Here is a 17,983-nt window from a genome sequence, read left to right on the forward strand (position 1 = left end):
TTGCGTGATCCTACAACAGCTTACCCACTTAAGGTAGCCTGCAGATCCCCCCTTGCCCACGATTTGTCACCAAGCTGGGCGGCAGCTCCCGGGGAGATGGCAGGATCAAGAGGGAGCGCACAAGATGCACGCTCCCTTTTAGTATCGCCCATCAGGCTCATTACTTGAGGTTAAAGCCTCGGGATTGCAGGAAGCCCAGCATAAAAGGACGGGACTCCTTGGTCAGGATGGCGCGGATCTGGCCGCTCCAGGTCTGCTGTTTGTTGTTGCTGCTGCGAGCCTGATAGTAGGCCTCAATCTGCTGATCGTAGTGAGCCAGCAGGTCGCGATCCAGCTCGCGCTGATAGCGCTCCTGATGCACAACCAGTGCCCGTGGCAAACGGGGTTTCTGCTCAGGCTGCTGGGCAGGATGACCGAGGCAGAGGCCAAAGAGCGGGATCACCCGATCAGGCAAGCCCAGCAGCTCGCTCACCTCGGCTGGATGGTTGCGAAGCCCACCGATATAAACCCCACCCAGCCCCAGCGACTGCGCCGCCAGCAGGGCATTTTGTCCCATGATGGCACCGTCGATGGCACCGATCAGCAGCTGCTCCGCATAGCCGGTCTGGGCATCGGGCACTATCTGGCTGTGGCGGTGGTAATCGGCGCAAAACACCAGAAACTCTGCCGCCTGCTCAACATAGGGTTGATTGCCCGCAAGCTTTGCCAGCTGCTTGCGCGCTTCAGGCCCGGTCACCCGAATGATGCTGTTCACCTGCAGAAAACTTGAGGTCGATGCCGACTGGGCGGCGGCCAGAATGGCATCCAGCTGCTGCGAGCTGATGGGCTCGGCAGTGAACTGGCGAATGGAACGATGGGAAAGGATAAGATCGATGGTCTGATTCATGGCACCTCCAGAGTGAGGTAACACCATAGCGAAAAAAATGAGGGAGCCCAAGGCTCCCTCGCATACCCCGTTCAGGGGGCCGGATAGACATACGGTGCTTGCAACCCGAGCGGGAAGCCAAGCGCCCAGTAGAGCAGCAGGAAGATGGTCCAGCTCACCAGGAAGGCCAGCGAGTAAGGCAGCATCATGGAGACCAGAGTGCCGATCCCGGTGCTCTTCACATACTGCTGGCAATAGACCACCACCAGCGGGAAGAAGACCATCAGCGGGGTGATGATGTTGGAGGCGGAATCACCGACACGGTATGCCGCCTGGGTCAGCTCGGGGGAGATCCCGACAGCCATCAGCATCGGCACCAGAATGGGGCTGATCAGCGCCCACTTGGCGGATGCCGACCCCACCACCAGATTGACGGTCGCAGTCAGCAGGATCATTCCGACAATGGTGATTTCACCGGGCAACGCCAGTGCATGAAGCACCTCGGCACCGGAAAGGGCCAACAGGGTTCCCAAATTGGAATCGCCAAACGCCTTGATGAAGAGCGCGCAGAAGAAGGCCATCACCATGTAGGAGCCCATCTTGTTCATGGTGGCCGACATGGCGTCGATCACATCCTTGCCACTCTTGAAGTTGCCCGCCACGAAGCCGTAGACAATCCCGGGCAGGATAAAGAGCAGGAAGATGAGCGGCACGATGGATTTCATCACGGGGGCGGCAAAAGTGGTCAGCGAACCATCGGCAGCACGCAGCGGGGAATCGCTCGGGGAGAGCGCCAGCGCCAGCAGCACGATGGCAGCCAGCATGGCAAACCCGGCCCAGTTGAAAGCACGGCTCTCCTGAGCGGTGTAGCTGCCCATTTCGTCGGCACTCTCCAGATCGTCATTGAGCTCGACATGCTTGAGACGGGGCTCCACCACCTTCTCGGTGACAAACCAGCCGACGCAGATGATCAGCAGGGAGGATGCACCGGTAAAGATGATGTTGCACAGGGTATTGACCATGTACTCCGGGTCAAGGATCTGGGCAGCAGACTGGGTAAAGCCCTGCAGCAAGGCATCGCCACCGGATGGCAGGAAGTTGGCGGCAAAACCGCCTGAAACACCGGCAAACGCGGCAGCGATACCCGCCAACGGATGACGCCCCGCGGCGTGGAAGATGATGCCACCAATGGGGATCACCAGCACATAACCCGCATCCGCTGCGGTATGACTGACGATGGCCACCAGGATCAACATGGGGGTGAGGAAACGGGCCGGGGTCACTTTCAGCAGCTTTTTCAGGCCGGTATTGATAAAACCGGACTGCTCGGCCACCCCTACCCCCAGCATGGCCACCAACACGATCCCTAACGGGGCAAAGCCGGTAAAGGTCGTGACCATGGTGGAGAGAAACTCGGCCAGACCGGCGCCGGTCAGCAGGTTGTTGACCACTACCGCTTCGCCAGTACGGGGATTGACCAGATCAAACTGGAATTGGGACAACACCCAGGAGCCGATCCAGACGATCAGCAGGGCGTAGAGAAACAGCATGGCGGGGTCGGGTAACTTGTTCCCGGCTTTCTCGACGCCATTGAGGAAACGGTTCAGCCAGCCACTGGGTGGGCTGGCCGGGCGGGCCTTGGTTGCAGCATGACTCATTATTGCGATACTCCTTTCCCTAGAAATGAGGCCGCATGCTAGCAATCCTTACCGTTAACACCCATGACGCACTGCAAAGAATCGATTAATTTAGATTAATTAATTCAATATAAAATGCCAAATTGTGGCCTGACGCACATTCGCTATCCTGCCATTCAAATGCTGACCAGTGGATAACGCCCTACCGGACACTCGACCACAAAGCCGCTCTCCTCGACTTGCGCCACCGTCAGCGGCTTGCTGAAGAGATAGCCCTGGAACACATGGCACCCCTGAGTCTGCAGCGCATCAAGCTCATGTGGCTCCTCTACCCCTTCGGCCATGATGCCGAGACCAAGGCTGGTAGCCATGGCGGCTGTCGCCCGGATCACCGGCAGATTGAGCCCGACCACAAAGGAGCGATCCAGCTTGATGGTGTCGATAGGCAGCCGATTGAGGTAGGCCAGTGATGAGTAGCCGGTGCCGAAATCGTCGATGGCGATATTGATTCCCTGATCGCTCAAGGCATCCAGAATACCGAGACACCCCTTCATATCGAGCATCAATACGGTTTCGGTCAGCTCCAGAGTCAGGAGCGATGCCTCAACGCCATACAGCTCAAGCAGCTGACGCACCTGCACCGGCAACGAGGAAGATAGCTGGAAACCGGAGAGATTCACCGAAACGGGCACTCGCTTGCCAAACTGCTTTTCCCACTGCGCCACCTGAGCCAGCGCGGTGCCAAGCACCCAGCTGCCGATCTCGCGGATCAGCCCCATCTCCTCCGCCAGCGGAATAAACTCCACAGGCGAGACATGACCCAGTATCGGGTTGTACCAGCGCAGCAGCGCTTCGTAGCCAATCAGCGCGCCTTTTGCTGTATCCACCTGCGGCTGGTAACAGAGACTCAGCTCCTGCCGGCCAATTGCCTTGGCCAGGAACTGCTTGAGGTTCAACTTGCGCTGCAGGGTCTGCTGCATGCTGGGAGTAAAACGCTGCCAACGCAGCCGTCCCATCTGCTTGGCCTGATACATGGCCATATCGGCCCGGGTGATCAGGTTGTCACCGTCATCCGCGTCATCGGGATAGATGGCAATACCGATACTGCCGCCAATGGTCACTTCCGGCAGGCCACTCAGTTGCAGCGGGCGAGTCATCTGGGAGAGCATCTGATCGGCGATCTCCTGAGCCCGTTCGCCGTTGCTGCCAAGCGGTACCAGCGCAGTAAACTCGTCTCCACCAAGGCGCGCCAGCTCCACGTCTCGCGGACAAATCTGCTTGAGACGACCGGCGACCCGCTCCAGCAGGCGATCGCCCGCCTTGTGGCCGTAGTTGTCGTTGACCAGCTTGAAATTATCCAGATCCATGAAGACCAGAGCAAAACGCTCACCCAGGCCGCAATAGGCCTCGAGGGATTTCATCAAGCCATAACGGTTGAGCAATCCGGTCAGGGAGTCGTGCCAGGCAAGGTGGCGATGCTCCAGCTCTTCCAGTTTGCGATCTGTGATATCCCGCATGGTGAGCAGGATCCGCGCCCCTTGCTGGATGTAACGGAACTGATACTGGAACCAGCGCATCCCCTTGAGGGTGCGGCACTCCCCCTCGGTCACCACCTCATCAAGACGGGACAGCTTCTGGTAAAAGCCGCCATCCTTGTTGGCAAAAACCTGGGAGAGCTGGGTGATCCTGTGGCCAAAGCACATCTCGAAGTGGTAATTGCCACTCTCGAACGCCCCTTTGCTGTCAAACAGACAGGCCAGGGTATCGCCAGTCGCCAGAGAAGATTCCTGATAGAGGGTATCCGAGTCGAGCACCGCCTCGGTCATCATCATCAAACGCCCCGCGATCTGCACCCCGGAAAGACGCAGATAAATCTGCTTTTTTATCCCCTTTGGCGAGAGGGTCCACCACTCGTTGTAGCTGCGCCCCAGCTGAAAATCGCCGAGATAACGCTGCAACAGCAGGTCGATGGCGGTTGCCATATCGGCAGAGAAATCCCGCGCACACAGCTCGTCAAGGGAGGCTGCCTCCCACACCAAGAGTGCGGCACGGTTTGCCCAGAAAATATGGTGATGCTCGATGTCATACACCCAGATCGGTGTATGCAGCACGTCCATGGTTTTCAGTAACCGTTCATCAAGCGTATTCATCTGGTTAATGTCATTCATGCGGAAGGGTCACTGGCCACCGGAAAACGGATCACGCAAGCTGCTACAGGCAGAATGCAAGATGCAAATATCTCTCGACTCGTATCTCACTAACCTGGTCAAGAGCAGGAAAACCATTTCATATATCGACGACAGAGCTGCATACCTTGAATTACTGGCAATGACGCAATCCGAAGCTCACTCTGTCAAAAAACATTGCCTGCTCGATTTTTATCTTTTTTTCTCAGATAAAACAAGCACTAAGAGTTGCTCACTCGAGACCATACATGTCAATTTTGCAATTCAATACAATATCTTTACTATCAATAAACTAATCAAAAACAATAACTCTCTCTCTACTCTGCGATAAAACTTTCATTAATTAACCAAGCGGATGGTTAAACAGACAAAAAGACGCCAGCATGTGCAAAAATGAAGCAAGAACGGTAAAATGTCGGTTCATAAATTCAGGTGATGCTTGAAAAGAGACAAAACTGCGAATATATGATCTGGCTCACATTTTCTTGCGATGGAAAATAGCCGACCAGAGGGAGCGATCATCCCCTCTGTCACCCACCGGTTGCAGTTTCTGGCAAGAGATAACGGCTGTTTTGCTGATCAGCACATCCTTGTATCGCCAATCAGCACCCTGCGAAACTAATCTCTCCTGCCCGTACCAGCAGTCGGCCTTCACACTACCTATAAGTGAGTAACAAAATAGTATCAATAGAAATCGAACCCAGATCAATTAAACGCTGAATTACGCTTGCCAACCCTGAATGCTCTTTTTAAGGTGGCCCCCTTGTTACACCAAGAACAGCGTTTATGAAGCACATCGAAGAGTTCTACCTGTTCGTCAAGGTGGTGCAAGAGGGAGGTTTCTCCCACGCCGCAGCCGCACTGGGCATGCCAACAGGCACCATCAGTCGACGCATATCCCAGCTTGAAGAGCATCTGGGATGTTCCCTGCTACACCGCTCGACCCGCAAACTTCGAATGACCGACGAGGGGCTGCGCTACTATGAGCGCCTCTGCACCCCACTTGGCGAAATCGAACAGGCCACCGGCGAGATCCAGGGCAAAGAGGCCGACATCTCCGGCATAATCCGGATTGCTGCGCCCATCGCCCTCTCCAATACCATCCTGATCGATATGCTGGCCGAGTTCGGGTTGCACTATCCCGCAGTGCAATTCGAGATCTCCCAGACCAACGATCACCAGCACCTGTTCGATAACGACCGCGATCTGGTTTTCTTCAACGGCGAGCTGCCCCAATCCCTGCCCAATGCGCGCTGTCTTGGCCACATCGAGTACGGACTCTTTGCCTCGCCGCTCTATCTGGCCAAAAAAGGGACGCCAGCTCACCCCAATCAGCTGGAAGAGCACGATCTCATCTACTGCTGGCCTCACCAGCACTGGCAGCTGACCGACAAGGAGGGGCAGCTTGTCTGCATCAAACGGGGGGCCAAGCTGGCGGTTAACCAGACCCAGGCGGCCGTACGTGCCGCCAGACGCCACCTCGGGATCGTCAATGCCCCGCTCCACTACGTGCATAGCTTCTTGCAGGATGAGCAGTTGCGCCCTGTGCTGCCCGACTGGCAAACCGGCAATCGCCCCTTCTACATGCTCTGCTGCCAGCACCAGTTCGCCCCGTTGCGTGTTAAGATGTTTGCTGAATTTGTTGAAAAATATTCCGCGCGCTATCGCAACAGACAGTGGGACAATCAATTTTCACAAGGTGATACCCTCACCCATTGCATCTGACCGTTAGCGGGCCACACTTAATAGCACTCCTTGCCAACAGAGCCTGCCTAACACCATGAATGTATTGATCTGTGATGACTCCGGGTTCGCCCGCAAACAGTTGGCGCGGGCCCTCCCCGCCGACTGGAAAGTCGACTTGCACTATGCAGCCAATGGTCTTGAAGGGATCGAGCAGGTGCTGATGGGCCATGGTGACCTCATCTTTCTCGACCTCACCATGCCGGAAATGGATGGTTATGGCGTGCTGGAGACCCTCCAGCGGGAAGGGCTGCGCAACAAGGTCATCGTCGTCTCCGGCGACATCCAGCCAGAGGCCTATCAACGGGTGATGGGGCTGGGCGCGCTTGATTTCATCAAGAAACCCGCCGCCCCCGAAACCCTGCTTGCCCTGCTCAAACAGCACGGTTTCTGGAACGCTGAGCCAGGCAACACAGCCGCAACGGTTGCGGCGCCAACCGGTGGCGTCGCCGCCGATGCAGGCGTCAAGATCACTCCGGAGATCCGCGACGTCTATCAGGAGCTGGCCAACGTCTCCATGGGCCAGGCCGCCGACCTGCTGGCCCGGCTGCTCAACGCCTTCGTGGTATTGCCGATCCCGAACGTCAACGTGCTGGAAGTATCAGAGTTGCATATGGCCCTCTCTGCCGCAGCCGACTCGGATACCCTCTCCGCCGTCTGTCAGGGCTTTATCGGAGCGGGGATCGCCGGCGAAGCGCTGATCCTGTTCCATGACTCCAGCTTCAAAGATTTGGCCAAGCTGATGAACCATCAGGGAACGCTGGATCGCACTGCCGAGCTGGAGCTGCTGATGGATACCGCCAACGTGCTGATCGGTGCCTTCCTGCGCGGCTACGCCAACCAGCTCGACACCCCTTTCAGTCAGGGCCACCCGGTGGTTCTCGGCCAGCACAGGCCCATCAACGAGCTCATCAACACCAACAAGAGCCGCTGGCGCCGCACGCTCGCCATCGAGATCAACTACCGGATCCAGGATTACGCGGTACAGTGCGATCTGCTGCTGCTGTTTACCGAAGATTCCATCGCCACCATGAACAACAAAATCATGCACATGCTCTAGGAGTGACTATGGAAATCCGCGAATTTCACTGGTTGATGAACATAGTCCAGAACCTGGACGTTGGATTGGTGGTGCTCGACAAGGAGTACAAGGTTCAGGTGTGGAACGGCTTTATGGAGAGCCACAGCGGACGGCTGGCCGGCGAAGTCCGCGATGGCGTGCTGTTCGACCTCTTCCCCGATGTGGATCGGGCCTGGTTCGAGCGCAAGGCCAATATGGTATTCAAGCTGAACAACCGCGCCTTCAGCACTTGGGAACAGAAACCCTATCTGCTGCGCTTCTCCAACTACCGCCCCATCACCGGCTCGGCCCCCCATATGTTCCAGAATCTGACGCTAGTGCCACTCGCCGATTTCGGTGGTCAGGTGACCCACATCGCGGTGATGATCTACGATGCCACTGATGAAGCCATGCTGATGAGCGGCCAGCGGCAGGCGTGAGCGTGCAGCTGACAAAACAGGGCGCCGTGGCGCCCTGTTTTATTTCGATATCAACAAATCTCGCAATAAACGAGAGTCTGTATCACCAAGCGCTATCAACGCGCCCCGAGATACTCGGTAAAGGCGTCGATCACCTCTTCGATATCGTCGTCATTGATCTGCAGATGGGTCACCAGACGCAGCTCGCCATAACCGGAGAAGAGAATGCCCCGCTCCTTCATAAAAGCGAGCAGCTGTGCCGGCTCCCCTTTGGCAAGGCGCAGAAATACCATGTTGCTCTGTACCAGCGAAAGATCGAGCTCGATGCCCGGCAGCGCAGCCAACCCTTCGGCCAACCGTTTGGCACGGCGATGATCATCGGCCAAGCGCGCAACATGTTGCTCGAGGGCAAACAGGCCTGCTTGTGCCAGCATCCCCGCCTGACGCATGCCACCACCTACCATTTTGCGCAGACGACGAGCCCGGGCGATAAAGTCACGATCACCGACCAGCAGAGATCCCACCGGGGCACCCAGCCCTTTGGAAAGACAAATCGAGATGCTGTCAAACGGCGCGGCAATAGCCTCCGCCGGGGTATCGCTGGCAACGGCGGCATTGAACAACCGGGCCCCGTCGAGATGCAGTTTCAGACCATGCTTGGCAACGAAGGCCCCCATCTCTTGCAGGTAGGAGAGTGGCAGCACCTTGCCGTTATGGGTGTTCTCAAGACAGATAAGGCGAGTCTGGACAAAATGTGCATCATCAGGCGCCAGAGCGGCCTTGATTTCGTCGAAGGCCAGGGTGCCATCACGCTGCATGGGCAGCGGTTGCAGCGCCACAGAGCCGAGCACCGCACTCCCCTGTGCTTCAAAGCGGTAGATATGGGCGCCAGCACCAAGAATGGCGCCTTCACCGCGCTGGCAATGGCTCATGACCGCCAGCAGATTGGACATGGTTCCCGATGGCACAAACAGAGCAGCCTGCTTGCCAAGCAACTTGGCCCCATATGCTTCCAGCACATTGACGCTCGGATCTTCGCCGTAAACATCGTCACCGACTTCGGCATGGAGCATGGCCTGACGCATGGCATCTGTCGGCTGGGTAACCGTATCACTTCGTAAATCGATATAGCGCATGAGATCCCTCCTGAAACAGGAGAGTGACGTTAGCCATGGCCCCCCTGTTTGGCAAGGGGAGAGGCCGGATTATGTGAGGTAAACGGGGGCACAGATAGCCATGCAACTCCCTTTACCAGGGGAGTTGCTGACCATTGAGATCCAGTAGCTGACCCGATTGAGACAAAGACAAGCCATCGATCAGGTTGAGCAGCTTGCTCGCCACCTCGGCAGGATCCTGCAGCTGGTCTGCTGGCAGTTCAGCCAGAAAGGGTGCATTCATCGGAGAGTCCATCAAGCCGGGCGCAATCGCAATCACCCCCGCCTGCGCAAAACGCTCCGCCCACTCAAGTGCGAGGGTCTTCACCCCCATATCGAGCGCCGCCTTGCTCATCCGATAGCTGTAACGCCCCCCCGACTCGTTGGCACTGATAGAGCCCGCCAGATCCGAGATGGCGCAGAGCCAGATCTGGTGATCATCCTTCATCATCCGGCTCAGGCGCGCCGCCAAAGCCAGCGTCGGCCAGGCATTGGCCAGCAGGCTGTCACACAACCACTTGGGCACTACCTCCTCCACCCGTCGCTCCGGCATGGAGCGGGCATCATGGAGCAGTCCTATGGTGTTGATGACGACGGAGGGGAGCGGATCCACATCATAGGTCGTAAACAGCGCATCAAACGATATGACATCAACCTCCTGCAGCGGGAAAAAGGATCCGACAGGAAGCCCTTTTGGATAGTCGCGCCCAGCCAGCAGAAAAGTCTCATCCCTTGCCATCAGCTCTCTTGCCAGCGCCGAGCCAAGCGCACCGCTTCCGAGGATCAGATAACTCATCGCCATTCCCTGGTTCATGAATTTGTTTAGAGCGTATCAGAATAATCACGGCCCGTGACCCGGCCTGAACACCGCTCGTTAACCCACCTAAGCTTCTCCGATGTGCCGGCCAAACTCGCGAGCCAGCGCCAGATCGAGAAACCCGTCGCCCTTTTTATGGGTGCGCAAAAACTGGTAGTAGGCGAGCAGGATCACCAGCGCCTCCTCATCCGGCAGCACGGCCTCGGGTTGCTGCTCCCGGAGCAGTTGCTGCGCCGCCCCGAGCGCCTCTCTATCCACAACTTCAGCCTGTCGATAGAGATAACCGCAGCCGGTTGCCAGCCATTCGAGCGAACAGTTGGCCCCCATCGCAATCTGGTTGGCCCGCGCCAACCCGGGCTCGGCCCCTTTCAGGTATTTGCGGATCAGCGCCTCGCTCAATCCTACCTTGCGGGCAAAGGCGCTGATGCTCCCCTCTCCGATGAGACTCTGCAGCCGCTCGGCAAACCCATCCATCTATCACTCTCCAATCAGAACTAAAGTACGAACCGTGCCAACCCACATTATTGCTTTGCCAGCGACATGGGGCCAAGATGCCGGCAGCCGCAATTTATCCTTCTGACCTTTCAAGGAGTCAACCATGTCTGTATCCCGCATCAGCCTGCACCCGCAAGGCCCCACCTTCTCCCGCATCATCATGGGGTACTGGCGCCTGATGGAGTGGCATCTCACCCCGGCCGCCCTGCTCGATCTGATGAAATACCATCTGGATCTGGGTGTTACCACTGTCGATCACGCCGACATTTACGGTGGCTACCAGTGCGAGGAGGCCTTTGGCAACGCTCTGCGTCTTGAGCCTTCCCTACGTGACCGGATGGAGATCGTCACCAAGTGCGGTATCGCCCTCACTGCCAAACCGCAGCACGCTCTCAACCACTACAACACCGGCAAGGCCCATATCATCGCCAGTGCCGACGCCTCGCTGCACAAGCTCGGCACCGACTATCTGGATCTGCTGCTGATCCACCGTCCGGATCCCCTGATGAACGCCGATGAGGTCGCCGATGCCTTCATCACCCTGAAGCAGGCTGGCAAGATCAAACATGCCGGGGTCTCCAACTTCACCGCGCGCCAGTTTGAACTGCTGCAATCCCGCCTCCCCTTCCCGCTGGTAACCAACCAGCTGGAGATCTCGCCGCTGCATCAGGAGGGGACGCTCGATGGCACTCTGGACCAATGCCAACAGCTCAATATCAAACCGATGGCATGGTCATGCCTGGGCGGTGGCCGGCTGTTCAACGATCACGCTTGCGAGCCGCTGCGGGCTGAGCTTGAGCGGATCCGCGCTGAAGTGGGAGCCCAGACCATCGAACAGGTGGTCTATGCCTGGGTCATGATGCTGCCAAGCCAGCCGCTGCCACTGATCGGTTCAGGCAAACGGGAACGGATTGCAGCTGCCGTTGCATCGGAGTCCATCAAACTTGATCGTCAACAGTGGTTCCGCATTCGCAAGGCTGCACTCGGTTACGACGTACCCTGATCCGGGCGAAAACCACCAAAAACAAAAACGGCATGGGGATAACCCATGCCGTTTGCATTACTGAGGCACCTTAGCGATGGCGCTGCTGAGGGCGGCCACGGGGGGCATCTGTCTTCGGTTTGGCCTGGTTGACCGTTACGGTGCGCCCACCAACTTCAGTGCCATGCAGGCCCGCGATCGCCTTTTCAGCGTCAGCGTTGGCCGGCATTTCAATGAAACCAAACCCCTTTGACTGGCCTGTATCGCGGTCGATGATGATATCAACCTTGTCGACCTGTCCAAACTGGCTGAACAGAGTTTTCAGTTCGTCGGCCGTCATGCGGTACGACAGATTACCTACGTAAATCTTCATGCCATCCACTCTCGATTCAAGGTGCCTTCTCTATGCAATCACCAGCATAACGGTAAGGGCACAACCCCTATGCCAGCCCTGCCATGGCTTCATGCCGTGGCTCTCTCCACACTGTTTTCAAGTGATTGATCTCTTGGGTGAACAGTGCAGACAAGATCAATTCGAGTCACTGGCAGTATCCGAGCTTTACCGGGAATTGTCGAGAAAATAGTCTGTTCAGGCTGACTGCAACGCCGACAGCTGCCGCAGCAGAGCGCGGCGGCCATGCCAGGCCCGTTTAAACCCGAAGCGATAGACAGAGGGGCTGACCAGATGCAGCTCACCCGCCTTGAGATCCAGCAGTGCCATGGCAGCGGCAAGCTCAGGCTCGCTCAACTGCAGATCCAGACTGAAATCGAGCCACTGGCCATCGTGGCCTACCCGCCGCTCCTGCTCGAGAACGACCAGCTGGCTGCGAGGCACCGCCAACGCCTCGTTCTTGTTGCCATTGAGCAAATAAATGTGAGCTTCATCCCAGCCAAGCTCTGCCAGCCGCCACGGTTGCCAGCTGCGCGGCAGGGCCACCATCAGTGCTATGATGCCGCCGAAAATGGCGCCCACCCAGTTGAGCAGCGCCATCCCCTCCCGACCATGCCACAAGGAGACCGCCACTACGCTCCAGCTCACCAGCAACAGCAGAAAAATGACGCAGCGATAGCGGACTGCCGGCGGCATCAGCAGTTGTACCTGCTTGTTGGCCAGCAAGGATGTAATAGGCATGAAAAGCTCCTGTCATCACGAAATGGCGCCATTGTGAATAGCCCTAGCGCGACTGACAAGGGGCTTTTCTTTGTCATCCTCCTATAAAATCAATACCATGGCGTAAATGATTCTCAGTGGAACCTGCTCATTGCTCAGCTCGCAACCCTGCGTACGCTTTTGTGGCGTCAACAAATTCTACGGCGACTTTCAGGCCCTCAATCAGATTGACCTCACCATAGAGCGGGGAGAAAAGTGGGTGATCTGCGGCCCCTCGGGCTCCGGCAAATCGACCCTGATCCGCACCATAAACGGGCTGGAGGGGATCGATAGCGGCCAGCTATCCCTCTTTGGCGAACCGGTAAGCCCCGCCTATGTGCGCCGCCTCAAGGGGCGGGTCGGCATGGTATTTCAGCAATTCAACCTCTTTCCCCATATGACGGTGTTGGAAAACCTGATGGTGGCACCGATGCATACCCTGGGATTGTCGCCACAAGCGGCGCGGGAGAGGGCGCTCGGCCTGCTCGAGCGGGTACGCATTCAGGCACAGGCTGACAAATACCCCCACCAGCTCTCCGGCGGTCAGCAGCAACGGGTCGCCATCGCCCGCTCTCTCTGCATGCAGCCTGAGTTAATGCTGTTCGACGAGCCCACCTCCGCCCTCGATCCCGAGATGATCCGCGAAGTGCTGGATGTGATCCGCGAGCTGGCGGACGAGGGCATGACCCTGATCTGCGTTACCCACGAGATGGGCTTTGCCCGCCAGGTGGCCGATCGGGTCATCTTTATGGATGAGGGGCGGATCATCGAATCGGCCCCACCCGCCCAGCTGTTTGGCAACCCGGCCCAGCCTCGAACCAGAGCCTTTCTGGAGCAGGTGCTCAGCTACCATGACTAACGCAAAACCCGTGCGACTGCTTGGCTGGCTCTGTGGCACTCTTGTGCTCTCTCTGCTGCTCGGCTGGAGCATATATAGCGGTGCGCAAGCGATGGGATATGAGTGGCAGTGGCCACGCGTGCTGCCTTTTTTAGGCGAATGGGATGAAGGAACTTTTTATGCCGGCCCCCTGCTAAACGGCTTGCTGGTGACCTTGCAGGTCGCGCTGCTCAGTTTGCTGGGTACGCTGGTGGTCGGGATCTGCGTGGTGAGTCTGCGTCTGCTCCCCTCCCGCCTCGGGCCACTGCTTGCCATCACCTATTTGGGCTTGGTGCGGACCACGCCACAACTGGTACAGCTCTATATTCTCTACTTCCTGCTCGGCCCCATGCTGGGGCTGGCGCCACTGACCTGCGCCGTACTGAGTCTCTCTCTCTATCAGGGCGCCTTCACCGCCGAAGTGCTGCGGGCGGGGATCAAGGCGATCCCCCAAGGCCAGTGGGAGGCGGCGCGTACCCTCGGCCTGTCGCGAGCAATTACCCTGCGCAAGGTGATCCTGCCGCAGCTGGTGCGTATCACACTGCCGCCCCTCACCAACGAGCTGGTATCACTGATCAAACATTCGGCATTGGTCAGCGTCATTGCCATCTTCGATCTGACCAACGAAGGGCGTACTCTGGTGGCCGATACATTTCTGACTTTCGAGGTGTGGTTCACCGTGGCCGCCCTCTATTTGCTGTTAACGCTGACCCTCTCCGGTTGTGCCCGGCTGCTTGCCCGGCATCTGGATCCGGAACAACAAGGACGCCAATCATGACGATTTCCATCAAAACCGCGCTATCGGGTGCCGCCCTGCTGCTGGCGACCCTTTTGACACCGGCACATGCAGACACGGCCCCTTCCGCTACCCAGGCCCGGATCGAGCAGAGCGGCACCCTGCGGGTCGGCATGTCCACCTTCGCCCCCTGGGCGATGCGGGACAAGCAAGGGGCGCTGATCGGCTTTGAGATCGATGTCGCCCGGCGCCTCGCTACCGATCTCGGCTGGCAAGTGGAGTTTGTACCCACCGCTTGGGATGGCATCATCCCCTCTCTGCTGGCGAAAAAGTACGACGTCATCATCGGTGGCCTCACCATCACCCCGGAGCGGGAGAAGAGCGTGCGCTTCACTCACCCCTATTCCCACTCGGGCGTTCAGCTGGCCGCCTCCAGCACGCTGGCCAAAGAGAAGAAAACCATTGCTGACTTCAACCAGCGCGGGGTGATCCTGGCGGTACGCCGTGGCGCATCGCCGGTACAGGTGGCCAAGGCCAACTTCCCCAAAGCAACCCTGCGCCAGTTTGACGATGAATCTCAGGTATTTCAGGAGGTGTTGAACGGTCGCGCCCACGGCGCTCTCTCCTCCTCGCCAAAACCGGAGCAGGAGACGTTGCGCCACCCCGATGCCCTGTTCATGCCCTTTGCCAAGCAGCTGGCTCAGGGCGATGAGGGGTTTGCCCTGCGCAAGGGGGATGACGCGCTGGCTGAACAGTTCAACGAGTGGATCGCCGCCCGTCAGGCCGATGGCTGGCTCAAGGCCCGTCACGACTACTGGTTCAAGTCGCTGGCATGGGAATCACAGGTCGCCAACCCCTGATGCAACGTTTGATAAGCCGTACTCTCAAACGATTCAGCTGGCTGGACGGAGTCATAGTGCTGTTGTTGGCACTGGCGGGACTCTGGCTGGCCAGCCGCATCCACATCGGGGTCGCCTATGAGTGGCACTGGCACGATGCCTTCGCGCTGCTCTTTACGCATGGCCCCCACGGCGAGACGCCCTACTTTTTCAGCGGTCTGCTTACTACCCTGCGTATCGCGCTGCTTGGCATGGTGCTGGCGCTGCTGCTCGGCACTACGCTGGGGGTGGCGGCGTTCAGTCGTCGCCCGTTTCTGGTTCTGCCAGCCACCCTGTTTATCCAGCTCATCCGCAATCTGCCGCCGCTGGTCTTTATCTTCATCTTCTACTTCTTTATCGCCAACCAACTGTTGCCCGCGAGCGGTCTATCAAGCTGGCTCGGCAACATCTCAATTCCCACCTGGCTGGAAGTGCTGTTTGGCCCGCTCGCTCGCTGGGAGAACCTCATCTCCGGTACCCTCTGCGTCGGCATGATCAGCGCCGCCTTTGTTGCCGAGATCGTCCACGCCGGTCTTGCAGCCATCCCCAAAGGACAGTGGGAAGCGGCCCACAGCCTCGGGTTATCCCCCTGGGTGCGGTTGCGCCATGTGATCCTGCCGCAGGCGATGTTGCTGATGTTGCCTCCCCTCACTGGCCAGCTCATCGCACTGGTGAAGGATACGGCCATTGTGTCGCTGATTTCGGTGCAGGAGCTCACCTTCGTCGGTACCGAGATGGCCAACTCGAGCGGGCTGGTTTACGAGATCTGGCTGCTGGTGGCGGCTGCCTATTTGTTGATATGTTTGAGTCTGTTTATTCTGCTCAGCCGACTCGAAGCAAGACAAGGAGCACGCAAATGCTGACGTCCCTGTTACTGGCTACTGTGTTGCAAGCCGAAGCGATCGGCGGATACACCGCAGGCTGCCTCAAAAACGGAATGGCACTGCCGCTGGAGGGCCCTGGCTATCAGGTGATCCGCACCAAGCGGCTACGTTACTACGGCCATCCCGATCTCATCCACTATCTGCAGACACTGGCCAACCAGACCCGGATGGCCGGATTGCCGGATCTCTACATCGCCGATCTGGCGATGGCCCATGGTGGCCCCTTTACCACCGGCCATCGCAGCCACCAGACCGGCCTTGATGCCGATATCTGGTTTCGCATGGCCAACCGCCCCATCAGCAAATGGGAACAGGATGCTCCCAAGGAGTGGGCGCTGATCGACGAGCCCAGCTACAAGATGCTGCCGGGCCGCTTCGGGCCGCAACAGCTCACCCTGTTGCGGCTGGCGGCCAGCAAACCCGAGGTGGCCCGCATCTTTGTCAATCCGGTGATCAAGTCGGCGGTCTGCCAGCAGGTTGGTGATGAACCCTGGGTTGCCAAGCTTCGCCCCTGGGTTGGCCACTTCAGCCATTTTCACGTGCGGCTGCGCTGCCCGGCGGGCAGCCCTGATTGTGAGCAGCAAGCGCCTATTCCCCCCGGCAACGGCTGCGGAGCCGAGCTGGCCTCCTGGCTGAAAGACAAACCGCAGCTGCCCAAGGTGTCCAGTATCAACAAGATGCCTGTGCTGCCTGCGCGTTGTCGCAACTGACCCCAAGCTGTTATGGTGGTTCCCTGTTTCCCAAGCCATTAATGATGGAGAACGACAAGATGGCCATATCAATCTGGCGCAAAACCACGCAGAGCCTGCTGACTCTGACCCTGCTGCTGGGCCTGACCGGCTGCGGTATGAACAACATCCCGACGCTGGATGAGCAGGTCAAAGCCACGTGGGGACAGGTTGAAAACCAGTACCAGCGCCGGGCAGATCTCATCCCCAATCTGGTAGCAACCGTAAAAGGCTATGCCAGCCATGAGCAGGAGACCCTCCAGGCGGTCACCGATGCCCGCGCCCGAGTTGGCAGCCTGCAGGTGAGCGACCCGGCCCAGCTCAAGGAGTTTGAAGCGGCGCAGAATCAGCTCACCAGCGCCCTCTCCCGCCTGATGGTGGTAGTGGAACGTTATCCGGAGCTCAAGGCGGATCAACAGTTCCTCACCCTGCAGGCCCAGCTGGAAGGGACGGAGAACCGTATCGCCGTAGCCCGCCGCGACTATATCGAGGCGGTGCGCCAGTTCAACACCGAGATCCGCACCTTCCCCGGAGTGATCTGGCACAAGATGCTCTACTCCGATCTGGAGGCAAAACCCAGCTTCAGTGCCAAACCTGGTGCTGACGAAGCGCCCAAGGTGGGCTTCCAATGAACATGATGCTGCGCTGGTTTCTTCCCTGTCTGCTGCTCTGGGCCAGTGCCCTGCAAGCGGCGCCGGACTTCCCGACGCTGAGCGGACGGGTCGTGGATGAAGCCAGTTTGATGTCCCGCAAACAGGCCCACCAGCTGACCCAGCAGCTGGCCGCTTTTGAAAAGCGCAGCGGCATCCAGTTGGTGGTGGTCTCCGTCGACAGCTTGCAGGGCGAGACCATCGAAGAGTATGGCTATCAGCTGGGCCGGCACTGGGGGATCGGGCAGAAGGGCAAGGATAACGGCGTCCTGCTACTCATCGCTCAGGACGAGCGCAAGGTTCGCATCGAAGTGGGCTATGGGCTGGAAGGTGATCTGCCCGATGCCATTGCCGCCAACATCATTCAGACCCGGATCCTGCCTGCGTTCAAACGGGGTGACATGGTGGCCGGGGTCGTTGCCGGCAGTCAGGCCATCATGCAGGCGCTGGGCGGCCAGTATCAGCCGACCGACAACGCGAGCAAGGAGGAGAAACTCGGTGGCCCCTGGTTATTCATCCTGATGGTAATTGCGATGATCGTGCTTCATAACCTGCGGGGCGGCGGCGGTGGCCCGGGCGGGCGACGTCGTTCGGCCTACATGGCAGGGGGATTTGGAGCTGGCTCCTTTGGCAACCGCTCTGGCGGTGGCTTCAGCGGCGGTGGCGGCAGTTTTGGAGGCGGTGGTGCCTCCGGTGGTTGGTAACAGGGATTAAGAGACGAC

19 protein-coding genes are annotated in these 17,983 nt (G+C 58.4%); 11 read left to right on the forward strand and 8 right to left on the reverse strand.

The genetic code is table 11. The features are described from left to right. Nucleotides 1–160: 160 nt before the first annotated feature. From nfsA to WE862_RS16350, 3 genes are all read right to left on the reverse strand, one after another. Nucleotides 161–886, reverse strand: a complete 726-nt coding sequence (nfsA, locus tag WE862_RS16340; RefSeq protein ID WP_042033505.1) for an oxygen-insensitive NADPH nitroreductase — start codon at nt 884–886, stop codon at nt 161–163. Between the two features lie 71 nt (nt 887–957). Then, on the reverse strand, nt 958–2,523 hold the full coding sequence (locus WE862_RS16345; protein ID WP_042033506.1) for an AbgT family transporter: 1,566 nt from the start codon (nt 2,521–2,523) through the stop codon (nt 958–960). A 155-nt stretch (nt 2,524–2,678) separates the two neighbouring features. Beyond that, on the reverse strand, nt 2,679–4,619 hold the full coding sequence (locus WE862_RS16350; protein WP_042033507.1) for a putative bifunctional diguanylate cyclase/phosphodiesterase: 1,941 nt from the start codon (nt 4,617–4,619) through the stop codon (nt 2,679–2,681). A gap of 855 nt (nt 4,620–5,474) precedes the next feature. On the opposite strand from WE862_RS16350, the gene WE862_RS16355 reads away from it, so the two are divergent. From WE862_RS16355 to WE862_RS16365, 3 genes are read left to right on the forward strand one after another with little or no spacing between them, the layout of a single operon-like run. Continuing rightward, nucleotides 5,475–6,413: a LysR family transcriptional regulator gene (locus WE862_RS16355; RefSeq protein WP_033114545.1), complete on the forward strand. Its 939-nt coding sequence runs from the start codon at nt 5,475–5,477 to the stop codon at nt 6,411–6,413. 55 nt (nt 6,414–6,468) lie between these two features. Continuing rightward, on the forward strand, nt 6,469–7,491 hold the full coding sequence (locus WE862_RS16360; RefSeq protein ID WP_042033512.1) for a response regulator: 1,023 nt from the start codon (nt 6,469–6,471) through the stop codon (nt 7,489–7,491). An 8-nt stretch (nt 7,492–7,499) separates the two neighbouring features. Beyond that, nucleotides 7,500–7,931 (forward strand): PAS domain-containing protein, encoded by a 432-nt coding sequence (locus tag WE862_RS16365; RefSeq protein WP_033114543.1) that lies wholly within the window; start codon nt 7,500–7,502, stop codon nt 7,929–7,931. A 95-nt stretch (nt 7,932–8,026) separates the two neighbouring features. On the opposite strand, the gene ltaE is transcribed toward WE862_RS16365, so the two are convergent. The 3 genes from ltaE to WE862_RS16380 form a co-directional block, all read right to left on the reverse strand. Then, a complete protein-coding gene (ltaE, locus tag WE862_RS16370) occupies nt 8,027–9,046 on the reverse strand; it encodes a low-specificity L-threonine aldolase (RefSeq protein ID WP_082035548.1) in 1,020 nt (339 codons plus the stop codon). Between the two features lie 112 nt (nt 9,047–9,158). Further along, nucleotides 9,159–9,860 carry an SDR family oxidoreductase gene (locus WE862_RS16375; RefSeq protein WP_042033570.1) on the reverse strand — a complete coding sequence of 234 codons (702 nt, stop codon included), beginning with the start codon at nt 9,858–9,860 and terminating at the stop codon, nt 9,159–9,161. Nucleotides 9,861–9,947: 87 nt separating this feature from the next. Further along, nucleotides 9,948–10,355: a transcriptional regulator gene (locus WE862_RS16380; protein ID WP_042033515.1), complete on the reverse strand. Its 408-nt coding sequence runs from the start codon at nt 10,353–10,355 to the stop codon at nt 9,948–9,950. Nucleotides 10,356–10,479: 124 nt separating this feature from the next. On the opposite strand from WE862_RS16380, the gene WE862_RS16385 reads away from it, so the two are divergent. Beyond that, a complete protein-coding gene (locus WE862_RS16385) occupies nt 10,480–11,379 on the forward strand; it encodes an aldo/keto reductase (RefSeq protein WP_042033517.1) in 900 nt (299 codons plus the stop codon). A gap of 70 nt (nt 11,380–11,449) precedes the next feature. Here the strand turns inward: WE862_RS16385 and WE862_RS16390 are convergent, their stop codons facing one another. Together WE862_RS16390 and WE862_RS16395 are read right to left on the reverse strand one after the other, a co-directional pair. After that, the gene (locus tag WE862_RS16390; protein WP_071910610.1) at nt 11,450–11,731 is read right to left on the reverse strand and encodes an RNA recognition motif domain-containing protein; all 282 of its coding nucleotides are present in this window, start codon (nt 11,729–11,731) and stop codon (nt 11,450–11,452) included. A 216-nt stretch (nt 11,732–11,947) separates the two neighbouring features. After that, complete coding sequence (locus WE862_RS16395) at nt 11,948–12,490, reverse strand: hypothetical protein (protein ID WP_042033520.1); 543 nt, start codon at nt 12,488–12,490, stop codon at nt 11,948–11,950. Between the two features lie 106 nt (nt 12,491–12,596). Here WE862_RS16395 and WE862_RS16400 point away from each other — a divergent pair, with 106 nt between their 5' ends. From WE862_RS16400 to WE862_RS16430, 7 genes are read left to right on the forward strand one after another with little or no spacing between them, the layout of a single operon-like run. Further along, nucleotides 12,597–13,367: an amino acid ABC transporter ATP-binding protein gene (locus WE862_RS16400; RefSeq protein ID WP_042033523.1), complete on the forward strand. Its 771-nt coding sequence runs from the start codon at nt 12,597–12,599 to the stop codon at nt 13,365–13,367. Further along, on the forward strand, nt 13,360–14,163 hold the full coding sequence (locus tag WE862_RS16405; protein ID WP_042033525.1) for an amino acid ABC transporter permease: 804 nt from the start codon (nt 13,360–13,362) through the stop codon (nt 14,161–14,163). Before WE862_RS16400 ends, WE862_RS16405 begins: the two co-directional genes overlap by 8 nt. After that, nucleotides 14,160–14,981, forward strand: coding sequence for a transporter substrate-binding domain-containing protein (locus WE862_RS16410; protein ID WP_042033528.1), 822 nt, complete (start codon nt 14,160–14,162; stop codon nt 14,979–14,981). The genes WE862_RS16405 and WE862_RS16410 overlap by 4 nt, the downstream gene beginning before the upstream one ends. Next, a complete protein-coding gene (locus tag WE862_RS16415; protein WP_042033530.1) occupies nt 14,981–15,862 on the forward strand; it encodes an amino acid ABC transporter permease in 882 nt (293 codons plus the stop codon). The genes WE862_RS16410 and WE862_RS16415 overlap by 1 nt, the downstream gene beginning before the upstream one ends. Beyond that, entirely contained in the window at nt 15,856–16,593 is a 738-nt protein-coding gene (gene mepA, locus WE862_RS16420; RefSeq protein WP_042033532.1) for a penicillin-insensitive murein endopeptidase, read from the forward strand. The genes WE862_RS16415 and mepA overlap by 7 nt, the downstream gene beginning before the upstream one ends. A 44-nt stretch (nt 16,594–16,637) precedes the next feature. Next, nucleotides 16,638–17,243 carry a LemA family protein gene (locus WE862_RS16425; RefSeq protein ID WP_042033572.1) on the forward strand — a complete coding sequence of 202 codons (606 nt, stop codon included), beginning with the start codon at nt 16,638–16,640 and terminating at the stop codon, nt 17,241–17,243. Then, complete coding sequence (locus tag WE862_RS16430; RefSeq protein WP_042033534.1) at nt 17,240–17,965, forward strand: TPM domain-containing protein; 726 nt, start codon at nt 17,240–17,242, stop codon at nt 17,963–17,965. The genes WE862_RS16425 and WE862_RS16430 overlap by 4 nt, the downstream gene beginning before the upstream one ends. The last annotated feature ends 18 nt before the right edge of the window (nt 17,966–17,983 follow it).

Origin of the sequence: Aeromonas jandaei (assembly GCF_037890695.1) — a bacterium.
Taxonomy (GTDB): Bacteria; Pseudomonadota; Gammaproteobacteria; order Enterobacterales; family Aeromonadaceae; genus Aeromonas; species Aeromonas jandaei.